The following is a 13,875-nucleotide window of genomic DNA, read 5'->3' as shown; positions in this document are numbered from 1 at the left end:
TGGGCCGCGTCCCCCTCTCCCCTCCGGACCCGCACCCGGTCAGAGCTGCGCGTGCGCGCCGCCCGACGCCTCCCAGCCCGCCACGGCCAGCGCGCGGTACGCCGCGTAGTGCTGGGCCGGGTCGCCGGAGTCGGCCCAGGGCATGGCCCCCACATAGCCGTCCACCACGCGCAGCGCCTCCATCGCCTCGCCGTACCGTTCGGCGCGTACGAGAAAGCAGACCAGCATGTGCAGGACGTGCGGCCGTACCGGATGAGCGGCCTCCACCTGGTCGACGGCGTACTCCGCCGCCTCCACGGCCTTCTCGATCTCCTCGCTCTGGTACAGCCCCCGCACCACGTTGACCTCCGGCAGGTGCTCGTACACGGCGAAGAGCGGCAGCGCCGGCAGGAGAGTGCCCTCGGGGGCCTGGGCGGCGGCCGTCTGCGCGAAGGCGTCGGCGTCGGCCCGCGACCCGCACCCCTTCTCCGACCAGTACGGCAGGGCGGCGAGGTGGGCGCCCATGTGGTGCGGCGCCTTCCGCCGCAACGTCGCCCACAGCTCCTCGAAGTCGGCCCGCCGGTAGGAGAGATGGCGGGCGACGAACAGCTCGGTGATGTGCGGCGTGGGGTCGGCGGGAGCGAGCCCGACGGCCTCTCCGCAGACCGTGCGCGCCTCCTCCAGGATGATGCGGTGGTCCGCGGACGAGGGATCGGTCAGCGCCTGCCAGACGAGGAACTGCGCGTACACCTCCGCGCCGCCCGCGTCGTCCGGCTGCTGCGTCCGCCACTCACGGAGCCAGCGCGCGTCCCTCGCTCCGGCCTCCTTGCGGAAGGAGACACCGCCGGTCGCGTCGCCCGCAGGGGCGTCGGGCACGCCCAGTTCCCGGGCCTGGGCCAGCTCCATCGCCGCGGCGCCGGCCATGGACTGCACCCGCTGCCAGCGCAGCTCCCACTCGTCGCCGGTGAGGGCGAGCAGGCGCGCGACCGGCTGCCAGTCCTGGGTGCGCTGGGTCTCCTCCAGCGCCTCGACGAGTTCGTGGTCGGGACCGGGCAGCCGTACGTCGAGGTGCTCCGCGGGCACGAATCCGTAGCCGGCGCCGGGGTCCAGAGCACGGGCGTACCCCTGGGCCCCTTCCATCCGCTGCCGCCGCCGGCGCATCGCCGGAGCGACCAGCACGCCGAAGATGGCGGTCAGTGCAACGAGTACGAGCAGGGCTTCCATGGGTGCGTTTCTCCCCGTGAGTACGCGTGTGCCGCGTTCCCGCGGCATTCGACGGACGCGGTTCGTCGGAGCCGCTCCGCCTCCACCGTACGGCGCATTACTCTCGCCCCATGACCGACCAGCGCCACGACGGGCCGACTCCCCAGAACTTCGAGACCATCGCGATCCACGCGGGGCAGACCGCCGACCCCGCCACCGGGGCGGTGGTACCGCCCATCTACCAGGTGTCCACGTACAAGCAGGACGGTGTCGGAGGGCTCCGCGGCGGCTACGAGTACAGCCGTTCCGCGAACCCCACACGTACCGCCCTCGAGCAGAATCTGGCCGCGCTGGAGGGCGGGCGCAACGGCTTCGCCTTCGCCTCCGGCATGGCCGCCGAGGACTGCCTGCTGCGGACGCTTCTCGTGCCGGGTGATCACGTCGTCATCCCCAACGACGCCTACGGGGGCACCTTCCGCCTCTTCGCGCGGGTCGCCGAGCGGTGGGGCGTGGAGTGGTCGGTCGCCGACTCCTCCGACCCCGCCGCGGTACGCGCCGCGCTGCGCGACCGTACGAAGGCCGTGTGGACCGAGACGCCCTCCAACCCGCTCCTCGGCATCAGCGACATCACGGCCCTCGCCGAGGTCGCGCACGGCGCGGGGGCCCGGCTGGTCGTCGACAACACGTTCGCCAGCCCGTACCTCCAGCAGCCGCTCGCCCTGGGCGCGGACATCGTCGTGCACTCGACGACGAAGTACATGGGCGGCCACTCCGACGTGGTCGGCGGCGCGCTCGTGGTGAACGAAGCGGAACTGGCCGCCGAGATCGCCTTCCACCAGAACGCGATGGGCGCCGTGGCCGGGCCCTTCGACTCCTGGCTGGTGATGCGGGGGACGAAGACACTGGCCGTACGGATGGACCGCCACAGCGCCAACGCGACCCGCGTCGCCGAGATGCTGACCGCGCACCCGAAGGTGACGCAGGTGTACTACCCGGGGCTTCCTTCCCACCCGGGGCACGAGACCGCGGCGAAGCAGATGCGGGCCTTCGGCGGGATGGTCTCCTTCCGGGTGACGGGCGGCGAGGAGGCGGCAGTGCGGGTGTGCGACAGCACCCAGCTGTTCACGCTGGGCGAATCGCTCGGCGGAGTCGAGTCGCTGATCGAGCACCCGGCACGCATGACGCACGCGTCGGCGGCGGGTTCGGCGCTGGAGGTTCCCTCGGACCTGATCCGGCTCTCGGTCGGGATCGAGTCGGCGGAGGACCTGCTGGCGGACCTGCGGCACGCGCTGCAGAAGGCGCTGGACTGAGGCGGTCAGGGGGCCGCCGGCACCTGCGGCCCCCGTCCGTCACCGCGGACCGCCCCCGTCCGTCACCGCGGACCGCCTCCGGCGGGCCCCCCGCGGACGGCGGACGCCGCTACCAGCCGAGCGGCGGTGTCGTCTGCTGCGGCCGCCCCATCCACGGCTCGGCCACCGCGGCCCACACCGCGAAGGCGACGGCAGCCGCGAAGAAGATCCACATGAGCCATTGCACGGTGCGCCGGCGCTGTGCCGTGCGGTGCCCGAGCAGCACGGCGCGCTCGGCCAGGTCGGTCGGTACGGGACCGGGCGTCCCGCTCTCCAGCATGGCCCGTACCTCGGTCTCCTTGCGGTCGGGAAGTCTCATGCGACCCCCTCCGGGTCCCGTCCGGCACGCTCGCGGCCGTCAGCGCCGCCCCGGGGCCACGCCTCCCGGAACACCGTGCCCGCGACGAGGCGCCGGATGCCCTGCTGACCGGCGGCGCCTGCCTCCTCGCTGCTGAGCATCGCCGCCATCCCCCTCGTGCACAGCTCCCGTACCCGTTCGACGGGAAGCCCGAGAGTGGCGGCGACCTGTTCCTCCGCCACGCCCTCGTAGAGCCGCAGCACCAGTATCAGCCGCTCCTGCGGCGGCAGCCGGCCCAGCAGTCCGCCGCGTGGACGGCGGTAGCGCCAGGCGTGGTGTGCGAAGCGCACCATCAGGTCGTGCCGCGTGCGTTCGTACGGATCCTCGCCCCGCAGCCGGTCCCAGTCGGCGTACGTACGGGACAGAGCGCCCACGAGCAGCTGCTGCGCGGCCGGGGCCGCTCCGCCCGGTTCCGCCGTGAGCAGCGTGGCGGCATGCAGCAGCCTGCCTGCCGCGCCCGCGACGAACGCCTCGAACTCCCGGGCCCGGCGGCGTTCCTGTCGTTCCCGCCGCTCTCCCACCTTGTGCGCCTCCCACCCGCCCTGTGGCGCCTATGGCCATAGGACGGCAGGCAGACTGATCAAATCAAGAGGCGGGCGGGCCCGGAACGGTGGACGGCTGTATGCCCTCTATCGCCGCGTTGAAGCGGGTGAGCAGCAGACAGAACGACTCCCGCTCCTCCTCGCTCCACTCCTCGGTCAGCAGCGCCATCAGTTCCCGCCGCGACGAACGCACCTGCTCCAGGCGCGCCGAGCCGTGCGGCGAGAGCTTGAGGACGACGGCCCGGCCGTCCTCCGGGTGCGTGGTACGGGTGACCAGCCCGGCATCGACGAGAGGCGCGACCTGCCGGGTGACCGTCGAGGAGTCGATGCCCATGCCGGAGGCGAGGGCCTTGACCCCCATGGGACCGACCTGGTCGAGCCTGTTGAGCAGCAGGTACGCGGCGCGGTCCATCGAGTTGCGTGCCTGACCGAGGCCGCCGAGCCGGGTCTGTTCCGCGCGGCGTGCGAAGACGGCGACCTGGTGCTGCATGGCGTCGAGGACGGGGCCTGCGGTCTCGTGATCCCCGGAGGCACCGCCAGGGCTGTTGTGTGTCATCGTGTCCGGTTGCGTGGGCATGGCCGAGGTGCTCGCTTCTTCGGAAGGTGCAAAGGCACGTAACGAACTGGGCTGACGAGTTCCTGACCGACTTCGCTGGCGTACTCGGTCTGTGCCGACCAGCCTACGCGGCGGCGACCCGAGTCGTGCCTCCGCTGCGTGAACCCGTGCGGGCAGGTATCCTGCGGGGCTCTTCCGGCCGTGAGCTGCGAGACTGGCCGCATGGTCTCCCTTCCCGATGCACCTGCGCTGTCCGTCGACGACGTACGGGCCGCGCAGAAGACACTCTCCGGCGTCGCCCGGACGACCTCGATGGAAGGCAGCCGCCACCTGACGTCCCTGGTCGGCTCCCCGGTCCATTTCAAGTGCGAGAACCTCCAGCGCACCGGCTCCTTCAAGCTGCGCGGCGCCTACGTGCGCATCGCGGGCCTCACCCATGAGGAGCGGGCCCGCGGCGTCGTCGCCGCCAGCGCCGGCAACCACGCGCAGGGTGTGGCCCTGGCGGCCTCCCTGCTCGGCGTCGCCTCCACCGTGTTCATGCCGGAGGGCGCACCGCTGCCGAAGGTCGCGGCGACCCGCGACTACGGGGCGGAGGTCCGTCTGCACGGCCAGGTCGTGGACGAGACGCTGCACGCGGCACGCGAGTACGCGCAGCAGACGGGCGCGGTCTTCATCCACCCCTTCGACCACCCCGACGTGGTGGCGGGGCAGGGCACGCTCGGTCTCGAGATCCTCGAACAGTGCCCGGAGGTCCGCACGATCGTGGTCGGCGTGGGCGGCGGCGGACTGCTCGCGGGCATCGCGGTGGCAGTCAAGGAGCTCCGCCCGGACGTACGGCTGATCGGTGTGCAGGCGGAGGGCGCCGCCGCCTACCCGCCCTCGCTCTCCGCGGGCCACCCGGTGACCCTGGAGTCGGTCTCGACCATGGCCGACGGGATCAAGGTGGGCCGGCCCGGAAACGTGCCCTTCAAAATCATTGGCGACCTCGTCGACGAGGTCCGTACGGTGTCCGAGGACGCCCTCTCCAGCGGCCTTCTGCTCTGCCTGGAGCGCGCCAAACTCGTCGTGGAGCCTGCCGGCGCGAGTCCGGTGGCGGCGCTGCTCTCCCAGCCGGACGCCTTCGAAGGACCTGTGGTGGCCGTGCTCTCGGGGGGCAACGTCGACCCGCTCCTGATGCAGCGGACCCTGCGGCACGGCATGGCGGCCGCCGGCCGCTACCTGTCGCTGCGGCTGAGGCTGAGGGACCGTCCGGGGGCGCTGGCAGCTCTGCTCCAGGAGTTGTCAGTGGCGGACGCTAACGTCCTGGACGTCAGCCATGTACGGACCGACCCACGGCTCGGGCTCGACGAAGTGGAGGTGGAGCTGCACCTGGAGACGCAGGGTCCGGAGCACTGCACCGACGTCGCAGCCACCCTGCGCGCGGCGGGTTACACGGTGGTCCCGACCCGCTGAAGGCACCCGCCCCCGGTTCCGGAGGAGCGCGCCGGACGGAGGCAGACGCGTCACACTCGCGACTGTCGCGAGCAGTTGACGCGATGTATCGCGTTCGCGGATACTGCTGTCACCACTGCCCTGCGAAGCCCGCAGAAAAGGCAGTTGATCCCGCATGCCGGATATTTCCGGTGTGCACAACCTTCACCACTCACCTCTCCACACCCTGGGAGCCCACCTATGCCAGGCGCCATTTACGCCGAGGGTCTGGTCAAGACCTTCGGCGAGGTAAGGGCACTGGACGGCGTCGATCTCGACGTCCCCGAGGGCACCGTGCTGGGTCTGCTCGGGCCGAACGGCGCCGGGAAGACCACTGCCGTACGGGTGCTCACCACCCTCCTCACACCCGACAGCGGCAGAGCCGTCGTCGCCGGACTCGACGTCCTCAAACAGCCTCACGAGGTACGGCGGTCGATCGGCCTGTCCGGCCAGTTCGCCGCCATCGACGAATACCTGACCGGCAGGGAGAACCTGCAGATGGTCGGCCAGCTCTACCAGCTCTCCGCACGCGACGCGAAGGCACGGGCCGCCGAGCTGCTGGAGCGCTTCAACCTCGCGGACGCCGCCGACCGTACGGCCAAGACGTACTCCGGAGGGATGCGCCGCCGCCTGGACCTCGCCGCCGCCCTGGTCGTCCGTCCTCCGGTGATGTTCATGGACGAGCCCACCACGGGCCTCGATCCCCGCAACCGCCTTCAGCTGTGGGAGGTCATCGAGGAGCTGGTCGCCGGCGGCACGACCCTGCTGCTCACCACCCAGTACCTCGAAGAGGCCGACCGCCTCGCGCACGACATCGCCGTCGTCGACCGCGGCCAGGTCATCGCCCGCGGCACCTCCGACCAGCTCAAGGCCCAGACGGGCGGCGAGCGGATCGAGGTCGTCGTGCACGAGAGGAGCCAGATCGCCACTGCCGAGACGCTGCTGGCCGGGCACAGCCTGCAGGGCGCCGCCCAGAGCGGCGTCACGGTCGAACAGCACACCCGCAGGCTGACCGTCCCCGTCGCCGGCGGGGCCAAGCTGCTGGCCGAGGTGATCCGGGAGCTCGACTCGCGCGGCATCGAGATCGACGACATCGGACTGCGCCGGCCCACCCTCGACGACGTGTTCATCACGCTCACCGGACACAGCGCCGAGGACGACGGGCCCGCCGCGTCCGGGGACGACGGCGACGCGGCCGGCGGCAGGCAGAAGCGGAAGTCCAAGAAGCAGAGGAAGAAGGAGGCCGTCCAGTGACTGCCACCAGCACGGCGCCGACGGCTCCCCGTCCGGCCGCCCCGGCCGGCGGCGGTCTCCGCCAGTCCGTCACCGACTCGCTGACCATGGCGAAGCGCAACCTCATCCGCATGGTGCGCATCCCCGAAGTCGTCGTCTTCGGGCTCTTCCAGCCCATCATGTTCGTGGTGCTCTTCAGCTACGTCTTCGGGGGCTCCATCAACCTCCCCGGTGCCGGCCTCGACCCGGGCCTCTACCGCGAGTTCCTGATGGCCGGCATCTTCGCCCAGACCGTCACCTTCGCCACCGCCGGCGCGGGCGCGGGCATCGCCGAGGACATGCACAAGGGCCTCATCGACCGCTTCCGCTCGCTGCCCATGGCCCGCGGGGCGGTGCTCACCGGCCGTACGATCGCCGACCTCGTCCAGACGGCTCTGACGCTGATAGTGCTGGCGGTCGTCGCGGTCCTCGTCGGCTGGCGCACCCACGAGAACGGGCTGAAGGTGCTCGCCGGATTCGGCCTGCTGCTCCTCCTCGGGTACGCCTTCACCTGGATCGGGGCGCTGATCGGGCTGTCGGTCCGCACCCCGGAGGCGGCGACCTCGGGCGGGCTGATCTGGCTCTTCCCGCTGACGTTCATCTCGAACGCGTTCGTCCCGTCGCAGAACATGCCGACCGTCCTGCGGCACTTCGCCGAGTGGAACCCCTTCAGCGCCACCGTGCAGGCCTGCCGCGAGCTGTTCGGCAACCTCCCGCCGAACTACCCCGTGCCCGACGCCTGGCCGATGCAGCACCCGGTCTGGGCGTCGCTGATCTGGTCGATCCTGATCGTCGCGCTCTTCCGCACCCTCGCGGTGCGCAAGTACAAGTCGGCGACTGCCTGACCTCGCTCCCCGGGCTTCCGGGGCGGCGGAACCGAGCGAGCCCCCGCCGCACACAGAGCAGCGGTGGGCCCCGGCCATCCGGCCGGGGCCCACCGCTGTCCGGCGCTCAGCCCTGGTAGGGCTTGGCCTCCAGGATCTTCACCGAGGCCATCTTGCCGTTCGGGAGTTCGTACTCGGCCTCCGTACCGACCTTCTTGCCGTTCACGCCGCTGCCCAGCGGGGACTGCGGTGAGTACGTCTCGATCTCCGTGCTCGCGTACTCGCGTGAGGCGAGCAGGAAGGTCACCGTGTCGTCCTCGTCACCGTCGAAGGCGATCGTCACGACCATGCCGGGCGCCACCACGCCGGTGTCCTCGGGAGCCTCGCCGACCTTGGCGTTCTCCAGCAGCTGTTCCAGCTGCCGCACGCGCAGCTCCTGCTTGCCCTGCTCCTCCTTGGCCGCGTGGTACCCGCCGTTCTCGCGGAGGTCACCCTCCTCGCGAGCCGCCTCGATCTTCTTGGAGATCTCGATGCGTGCAGGACCCGACAGGTACTCCAGCTCGGCCTTGAGCTGGTCGTACGCCTCCTGGGTGAGCCAGGTGACGTTGTCGCTGGTCTGGGTCACAGGTGCTCCTCGTCGGTACTGGGAATAAAAACATCGCCCTGCCCATGAGGCTGCGCCTTCAGGGTGGGGCGGAAACTACGAGCCTAACAATTCAGGCTCAAAAGGGAAGAAGGACGGACGCTGCGTGCAGCGTCAATGACCTTCGGTTTCCCGGGGTTCGCAGCCCATCAGTTCGGCGCTCGTCGCGCGCGTCGTGGTGCGTACCGAAGCCACGGTGTCCACCCGGTCCTCACCCGCGGCGACGGGGACGTCCTTCCGTCCCACCTCGGCGCCGTCGGCCGACAGCGCACGCAGCGTGCAGACGCCTTCCGCCTCCACGTCCTTGCGGACCTCGACGTGCACTTCCACCGTACGGTCGGAGACCACCTTGAACTTGATCATCTCGCCGCTGACCTTCTGCGAGGAGATGTATCCGGCGCCGATCCAGGCGAGGCCGGCCAGCCCCAGCACGCCCAGCACCGCGCCGAGCACCTTCAGCCTGCGGTCGGTGCGTGCGTCCCGCTGCGCGGCGGTTCCCGTACCGCCGTACCGGCCCGCGGGCGGCACCGTCGATCCGGGGGCGCGCTCTCCGCCCGCCTCCGCTCGCAGGTCAACCATGGCCGGGCCCACTTCCGTCGGTCGGGGGTGGTCAGCAATCGGGAATACATCGGGGTGCCGATTCGGTCACTATAGGAGTCGCCTGCCCTGACGAGTTAACGAGGACCGAGTCTTGACTGACCAGCTGCGACTGATGGCCGTGCACGCGCACCCCGACGACGAGTCGAGCAAGGGCGCCGCCACGATGGCCAAGTACGTGTCCGAGGGGGTGGACGTGCTGGTCGCGACCTGCACAGGGGGCGAGCGGGGCTCCATCCTCAACCCCAAGCTCCAGGGGGACCCGTACATCGAGGAACACATCCACGAGGTGCGCAAGAAGGAGATGGACGAGGCCCGGGAGATCCTGGGCGTGAAGCAGGCCTGGCTCGGCTTCGTCGACTCCGGTCTCCCGGAGGGCGATCCCCTGCCGCCACTGCCGGAGGGCTGCTTCGCCCTCCAGGACGTCGACGTCGCGGCGGGTGCCCTGGTGCGTCTCATCCGCGAGTTCAAGCCGCACGTGGTGACCACGTACGACGAGAACGGCGGCTACCCGCACCCCGACCACATCATGACCCACAAGATCTCGATGGCGGCCTTCGAGGCCGCGGGCGACCCGGACAAGTACCCGGAGGCGGGTCCCGCCTGGCAGCCGCAGAAGATCTACTACAACCAGGGCTTCAACCGTCCCCGCACCCAGGCACTGCACGAGGCGCTGCTCGACCGCGGGCTGGACTCGCCGTACGGGGAGTGGCTGGAGCGCTGGAAGTCGATGGGCCGCGAGCGCGAGATCACCACCTATGTGCCCTGCGGGGACTACTTCGAGATCCGCGACAAGGCCCTGATCGCACACGCCACGCAGATCGACCCCGACGGCGGCTGGTTCCGGGTCCCCATGGACGTGCAGCGGGAGGTCTGGCCGACGGAGGAGTACGAGCTGGCGAAGTCTCTCGTGGAGACCTCGCTACCCGAGGACGACCTCTTCGCGGGCATCCGGGAGAATTGAAGGCATGACCCTGACGAGTCCGACGCACACCGCCGTGACCCAGCTCCTCCCGCTCGCGAAGGACCTGGACGAGAACAAGGTGACCCCGGGCGTCCTCGGCTTCGTCGTCTTCGCCGCGATGGGCCTCGCGGTGTGGATGCTGATGAAGTCGATGCACCGGCACATGAACAAGGTCGACTTCGAGGAGCAGCCCGTGCGGGCGGATGAGGACGGGCGGTCCTCCGCCCCCTCCTCGCCCTCCGCCTCGTCCTCCGCCCGGTCGGCGTCGGCTCCGGCCGCTTCGTCCAGGAGCGGGAAGGACTCGGACCCGGGCCTCTGACCGGCACGAATCGCGTACGTACGACGGGAGTTCCGCCATGTTGTTCGGCAGCCACAAGAATCACCTCCCGACAGCCGAGGAAGCCCTGCCGGGCCGCCCGGAGCGGGAGTTCGCCGTACCCGACCGCCACACGGTCCTCGGCAACCCCCTGCTGGGCCCGTACCCGGAGGGCCTGGAGGTGGCGGACTTCGCCATGGGCTGTTTCTGGGGGGCGGAACGGATCTTCTGGCGGGCGGACGGCGTATGGACGACGCTGGTCGGCTACCAGGGCGGCCACACCCCGAACCCCACGTACGAAGAGGTCTGCTCGGGCATGACGGGGCACACCGAGGGGGTACGTGTGGTCTTCGATCCCGCACGCGTCTCCTACGACAGCCTGCTGAAGCTCTTCTGGGAGGCCCACGACCCGACGCAGGGCTTCCGCCAGGGCAACGACACCGGCACCCAGTACCGCTCCGCGATACACACGCACGGCCCCGCGCAGCAGGCAGCGGCGGAATCCTCGCGTGACGCCTACCAGAAGGTCCTCACCGCCTCCGGGCACAAGGCGATCACCACGGAGATCCTCCCCGCCCTCGACCGGCCCTTCTACCCGGCGGAGGGCTACCACCAGCAGTACCTCGACAAGAACCCGGCGGGCTACTGCGGGATCGGCGGCACGGGGGTCTCCTGCCCGGTGGGGGTCGGACCGGCGCCGGAGAAGTAACCGGACCGGCCTGAGTCGCGCCCAGCCGGCCGTGGCCGCGTCAGGTGATCGACAGGGGTGCCCGACAGACGTGCCGGGCCCGGAAATTCGATTGCCCCTTACGGGTTGATGCACGCTAATACGGCGTATGGCCGATATTCAGGGCTCGTACGACGACCTGTTCACTGCCGTGCCCAGTGCGCTGGCCGGATTGCTGGACGACGGAGACGCGGGCGCTTCGGTTGCTGTCTTCGTGGACGGCGAGCCGGTCGTGGACGTCTGGGGTGGGTTCGCCGACGGGGCCCGCACGATCCCGTGGCAGCGGGACACCATCACCAACGTCTGGTCCGTCACGAAGACGATGACCGCAGTGTGCGCGCTGGTCCTTGCCGACCGTGGCGACCTCGATCCGGCCGCACCGGTCGGCCGGTACTGGCCTGAGTTCGCCTCGGCAGGCAAGGAAAACGTGCTGGTGCGGCACCTGCTCGCGCACACTGCGGGCCTGCCCGACTGGGACGGGCCGATCGAGGATCTCTACGACTGGCCGACCGCCACGGCACATCTGGCCGCTCGGGCTGCGCAATGGGAACCGGGGAGCGCCGCCGGATACCACTCGCTCACCCAGGGGTTTCTCGTGGGTGAGGTCGTACGCCGGATCACCGGCCAGAGCCTGGGAGAGTTCTTCGCAGCCGAGGTGGCCGGGCCGCTGGGTGCCGACTTCCACATCGGACTGCCCGCCGAGCACGATCACCGGGTGGCGCTCACCGTCCCGCCCTCGTCCCGGGACGAGGACTATGCGGCGAGCGCGCCCGGCGGCAGCGCAGCCACCGCCGCAGGCACCGCCGTACGCATCCGTGACGGGAACAGCGTCGCCTGGCGTCGCGCGCAGATCCCCGCAGCGAGCGGCTTCGGCAACGCCCGCTCCGTTGCCCTCGTGCAGTCGGTGATGGCCTGCGGAGGGGCAGTGCGCGGGGTGCGACTGCTGTCGCAGGCGGGCTGTGACCGTGCGCGGGAGGAGCAGTTCAGCGGTGAGGACCGCGTCCTGGGCATGCCGGTCCGTTACGGGCTGGGCTACGGGCTGTTCGGCGACACCTTCGGGTGGGGCGGCTGGGGCGGTTCGATCGTCATGATCGAGCCCGAGGGCCGGATGGTGGTGGCGTACGTGACCAGTCAGATGCGCGAACCCGCAGCCGACAACCGGGGACTGGAGCTCGTGATGGCCGCCTACGACGGGCTCATGGGTCTGCGCGCTTGATCCGACGGGTCCGTGGCAACGGCATCGGTGGCACGGGGGGTCTTCTGCCGACGGGATCACGCCGCGTGAATTCCGGGGCCGCGAGAACCTGCCCTCACCGCGGTGTCTCCTCCCACAGCCGAGGAGGCCCGACAAGTCGCGTCCGCAGAGGACGACGGGCACCCGGGGACTTCGCGGGGTAGTTACTACGGCGGACCCGGCGTCGGGCCACCACGACGCCCGCCCCATGCGACCACGACGGAGATGCCATGCTGAGCGACTTCACCCTCCGCCTCCCCGCCCCCGAGGAGGCTCTGCCCGGGCGCAGCGAGCCGATGTTCTCCGTCCCGGAGAGCCACGCGGTGCTCGGGACCCCCCTGTCCGGCCCCTATCCGGCACACCTCGAGATCGCCGAATTCGCCCTCGGCTGCTTCTGGGGCGCCGAACGCCGCTTCTGGCGGACCCCCGGGGTGTGGACCACGCTGGTCGGCTTCCAGGGCGGCAGCACCCCGCATCCCATCTCCGAAGAGGTCGCCGACGGCCGTACCGGTCACGCCGAGACGGTACGCGCGGTCTTCGACCCGTCGAAGGTCTCCTACGGCACGCTGCTCAAGCTCTTCTGGGAGGCGCACGACCCCACGCAGGGCTTCCGCCAGGGCAACGACGTCGGCACCCACTGCCGGTCGATGATCTTCTGCCACTCCCCGGCCCAGCGGGCGGCGGCGGAGCAGACCCGTGAGGCGTATCAGAAGGCCCTCCGGCGAGCCGGCTACGGCGACATCACCACCGAGATCGTGGCTGCCGAGTCCTTCCCCTTCTACCCCGCCGAGGCCCGGCACCAGCAGTACCTGGAGCGGAACCCGCGCGGCTACTGCGGTCTGGGCGGGACGGGCGTCGAGCTGAGGTGACGAGGGCGGGCGGACACAGGGCGGAACCCTGCCGAACCTGCCCGGGCGGCCGGGGCGGCCCGGCTCGCTGCCGGCCGGGGAGGGGTCAGGCGGCCCGGTCGCACGTCGCGGTGACCGCGACCGTCGTGTAGCGCATCGTGAAGCTGCCGCCCACCACGTCGACGGCCGCCCCGGCACCCTCCAGCACCTCGGCCACCTTGTCCTGCGGGAGCCGGGTGAGGAGGCCGAAGGTCGGCAGCTGGTCGAGGAACGCGTCCCGGGTGCAGAACCACTCCCAGTCGAACCGCCACTGTTCGGGTTCGCTGAACGCGCCTGTCTCCCGGAGTCCGTCGGCCGCCATGGCGAACATGGACCGATACGCGCCCATGGCCTGCTCGGTCGTCGTCGGGAGGTTGAACGGCGAGTGGGGCACGGCGCGCCGGTAGGCCGCGGCGAAGCCCTCCGCGACCTCGGGCGGAAGCTGGAACACGTGCCAGAACGCGGCCACCCGGCCGCCCGGGCGCAGCACGTCCGCCGCCTTGGCCGACCCCGCGACGGGGTCCACCCAGTGCCAGGACTGGCCGGCGACGACCGCGTCGAATCGCCGGCCTCCCGGGTCCCAGCCTTCGAACGTCGCCACCTCGGTCTCGAGTCCGCGCTGCCGCGCCGTCTGGGCCATGCGCGCGTCCGGCTCGACCCCGAGAACCCGGCAGCCTGCTGCCTGGAACTGCCGCGCCGCGATGCCGGTTCCGCAGCCGACGTCGAGGACGTCGGTGCCGGGGCTCTCGGCGACGATGCGGCGCACCATGGCTTCGGGATAGCGGGGGCGGGCACGGTCATAGCGTTCGGTGTCGGTGCCGAACGACTCCGCGACCTGGCGGTGGCGGTGAGGTTCGTTCCCGGGGAGCGAGGGAGTGGGCACGCGCCCACTATGGTGGGCAGGTGCCCACTCGTCAACAGGCGGGCGGCGCTACTGCCCGGCGAAGGAAGAAG

General features: G+C 70.9%; 16 protein-coding genes. 9 read left to right on the top strand and 7 right to left on the bottom strand.

Annotated features, from left to right (window positions below; all coding sequences use genetic code 11):
* Positions 1-39: 39 nt before the first annotated feature.
* On the bottom strand, positions 40-1,203 hold the full coding sequence (locus tag ACFPA8_RS01550; protein ID WP_386441023.1) for a hypothetical protein: 1,164 nt from the start codon (positions 1,201-1,203) through the stop codon (positions 40-42).
* 110 nt (positions 1,204-1,313) lie between these two features.
* Between ACFPA8_RS01550 and ACFPA8_RS01545 the strand changes: the two genes are divergently transcribed.
* Positions 1,314-2,492, top strand: a complete 1,179-nt coding sequence (locus tag ACFPA8_RS01545) for a cystathionine gamma-synthase (protein WP_386441020.1) — start codon at positions 1,314-1,316, stop codon at positions 2,490-2,492.
* Positions 2,493-2,601: 109 nt separating this feature from the next.
* Here the strand turns inward: ACFPA8_RS01545 and ACFPA8_RS01540 are convergent, their stop codons facing one another.
* The 3 genes from ACFPA8_RS01540 to ACFPA8_RS01530 form a co-directional block, all read right to left on the bottom strand.
* Entirely contained in the window at positions 2,602-2,850 is a 249-nt protein-coding gene (locus ACFPA8_RS01540; protein WP_386441017.1) for a hypothetical protein, read from the bottom strand.
* Positions 2,847-3,410 (bottom strand): sigma factor-like helix-turn-helix DNA-binding protein, encoded by a 564-nt coding sequence (locus tag ACFPA8_RS01535; RefSeq protein WP_386441014.1) that lies wholly within the window; start codon positions 3,408-3,410, stop codon positions 2,847-2,849. Before ACFPA8_RS01535 ends, ACFPA8_RS01540 begins: the two co-directional genes overlap by 4 nt.
* Positions 3,411-3,474: 64 nt before the next feature.
* Positions 3,475-4,008 (bottom strand): MarR family winged helix-turn-helix transcriptional regulator, encoded by a 534-nt coding sequence (locus tag ACFPA8_RS01530; RefSeq protein WP_386441011.1) that lies wholly within the window; start codon positions 4,006-4,008, stop codon positions 3,475-3,477.
* 201 nt (positions 4,009-4,209) lie between these two features.
* On the opposite strand from ACFPA8_RS01530, the gene ilvA reads away from it, so the two are divergent.
* The 3 genes from ilvA to ACFPA8_RS01515 all read left to right on the top strand — a co-directional run bounded on the left by ilvA (position 4,210) and on the right by ACFPA8_RS01515 (position 7,574).
* Positions 4,210-5,439: a threonine ammonia-lyase gene (gene ilvA, locus ACFPA8_RS01525; RefSeq protein ID WP_386441008.1), complete on the top strand. Its 1,230-nt coding sequence runs from the start codon at positions 4,210-4,212 to the stop codon at positions 5,437-5,439.
* A gap of 219 nt (positions 5,440-5,658) precedes the next feature.
* Positions 5,659-6,711: an ATP-binding cassette domain-containing protein gene (locus ACFPA8_RS01520; RefSeq protein WP_386441005.1), complete on the top strand. Its 1,053-nt coding sequence runs from the start codon at positions 5,659-5,661 to the stop codon at positions 6,709-6,711.
* On the top strand, positions 6,708-7,574 hold the full coding sequence (locus ACFPA8_RS01515; RefSeq protein ID WP_465270223.1) for an ABC transporter permease: 867 nt from the start codon (positions 6,708-6,710) through the stop codon (positions 7,572-7,574). The genes ACFPA8_RS01520 and ACFPA8_RS01515 overlap by 4 nt, the downstream gene beginning before the upstream one ends.
* Before the next feature lie 106 nt (positions 7,575-7,680).
* On the opposite strand, the gene greA is transcribed toward ACFPA8_RS01515, so the two are convergent.
* Positions 7,681-8,178, bottom strand: coding sequence for a transcription elongation factor GreA (greA, locus tag ACFPA8_RS01510; protein ID WP_386441002.1), 498 nt, complete (start codon positions 8,176-8,178; stop codon positions 7,681-7,683).
* 132 nt (positions 8,179-8,310) lie between these two features.
* On the bottom strand, positions 8,311-8,775 hold the full coding sequence (locus tag ACFPA8_RS01505; RefSeq protein WP_386440999.1) for a DUF4307 domain-containing protein: 465 nt from the start codon (positions 8,773-8,775) through the stop codon (positions 8,311-8,313).
* Between the two features lie 112 nt (positions 8,776-8,887).
* On the opposite strand from ACFPA8_RS01505, the gene mca reads away from it, so the two are divergent.
* The 5 genes from mca (at position 8,888) to msrA (ACFPA8_RS01480) (ending at position 12,903) form a co-directional block, all read left to right on the top strand.
* Positions 8,888-9,757 carry a mycothiol conjugate amidase Mca gene (mca, locus tag ACFPA8_RS01500; RefSeq protein WP_386440996.1) on the top strand — a complete coding sequence of 290 codons (870 nt, stop codon included), beginning with the start codon at positions 8,888-8,890 and terminating at the stop codon, positions 9,755-9,757.
* Between the two features lie 4 nt (positions 9,758-9,761).
* Positions 9,762-10,076, top strand: a complete 315-nt coding sequence (locus tag ACFPA8_RS01495) for a hypothetical protein (RefSeq protein ID WP_386440993.1) — start codon at positions 9,762-9,764, stop codon at positions 10,074-10,076.
* A gap of 37 nt (positions 10,077-10,113) precedes the next feature.
* Positions 10,114-10,782, top strand: a complete 669-nt coding sequence (gene msrA / locus ACFPA8_RS01490) for a peptide-methionine (S)-S-oxide reductase MsrA (RefSeq protein WP_386440990.1) — start codon at positions 10,114-10,116, stop codon at positions 10,780-10,782.
* Between the two features lie 127 nt (positions 10,783-10,909).
* A complete protein-coding gene (locus tag ACFPA8_RS01485; RefSeq protein ID WP_386440987.1) occupies positions 10,910-12,016 on the top strand; it encodes a serine hydrolase domain-containing protein in 1,107 nt (368 codons plus the stop codon).
* Between the two features lie 248 nt (positions 12,017-12,264).
* Positions 12,265-12,903: a peptide-methionine (S)-S-oxide reductase MsrA gene (gene msrA, locus ACFPA8_RS01480; protein ID WP_386440984.1), complete on the top strand. Its 639-nt coding sequence runs from the start codon at positions 12,265-12,267 to the stop codon at positions 12,901-12,903.
* Positions 12,904-12,988: 85 nt separating this feature from the next.
* Here the strand turns inward: msrA (ACFPA8_RS01480) and ACFPA8_RS01475 are convergent, their stop codons facing one another.
* Complete coding sequence (locus ACFPA8_RS01475; RefSeq protein ID WP_386440981.1) at positions 12,989-13,804, bottom strand: class I SAM-dependent methyltransferase; 816 nt, start codon at positions 13,802-13,804, stop codon at positions 12,989-12,991.
* Positions 13,805-13,875 lie beyond the last annotated feature (71 nt).

This window comes from Streptomyces ovatisporus, from assembly GCF_042653885.1.
GTDB classification, from domain to species: Bacteria; Actinomycetota; Actinomycetes; order Streptomycetales; family Streptomycetaceae; genus Streptomyces; species Streptomyces ovatisporus.
The sequence above is the reverse complement of the archived record's forward strand: the minus strand, read 5'-3'. Positions and strand labels throughout refer to the sequence as shown.

What these genes read in the sequence shown, in the direction of transcription:
- ACFPA8_RS01550 (WP_386441023.1), bottom strand. Translation starts at nt 1,203, where the DNA reads ATGGAAGCCCTGCTCGTACTCGTTGCACTGACCGCCATCTTCGGCGTG.
- ACFPA8_RS01545 (WP_386441020.1), top strand. Translation starts at nt 1,314, where the DNA reads ATGACCGACCAGCGCCACGACGGGCCGACTCCCCAGAACTTCGAGACC.
- ACFPA8_RS01540 (WP_386441017.1), bottom strand. Translation starts at nt 2,850, where the DNA reads ATGAGACTTCCCGACCGCAAGGAGACCGAGGTACGGGCCATGCTGGAG.
- ACFPA8_RS01530 (WP_386441011.1), bottom strand. Translation starts at nt 4,008, where the DNA reads ATGCCCACGCAACCGGACACGATGACACACAACAGCCCTGGCGGTGCC.
- ilvA (WP_386441008.1), top strand. Translation starts at nt 4,210, where the DNA reads ATGGTCTCCCTTCCCGATGCACCTGCGCTGTCCGTCGACGACGTACGG.
- ACFPA8_RS01520 (WP_386441005.1), top strand. Translation starts at nt 5,659, where the DNA reads ATGCCAGGCGCCATTTACGCCGAGGGTCTGGTCAAGACCTTCGGCGAG.
- ACFPA8_RS01505 (WP_386440999.1), bottom strand. Translation starts at nt 8,775, where the DNA reads ATGGTTGACCTGCGAGCGGAGGCGGGCGGAGAGCGCGCCCCCGGATCG.
- ACFPA8_RS01495 (WP_386440993.1), top strand. Translation starts at nt 9,762, where the DNA reads ATGACCCTGACGAGTCCGACGCACACCGCCGTGACCCAGCTCCTCCCG.
- msrA (WP_386440990.1), top strand. Translation starts at nt 10,114, where the DNA reads ATGTTGTTCGGCAGCCACAAGAATCACCTCCCGACAGCCGAGGAAGCC.
- ACFPA8_RS01485 (WP_386440987.1), top strand. Translation starts at nt 10,910, where the DNA reads ATGGCCGATATTCAGGGCTCGTACGACGACCTGTTCACTGCCGTGCCC.
- msrA (WP_386440984.1), top strand. Translation starts at nt 12,265, where the DNA reads ATGCTGAGCGACTTCACCCTCCGCCTCCCCGCCCCCGAGGAGGCTCTG.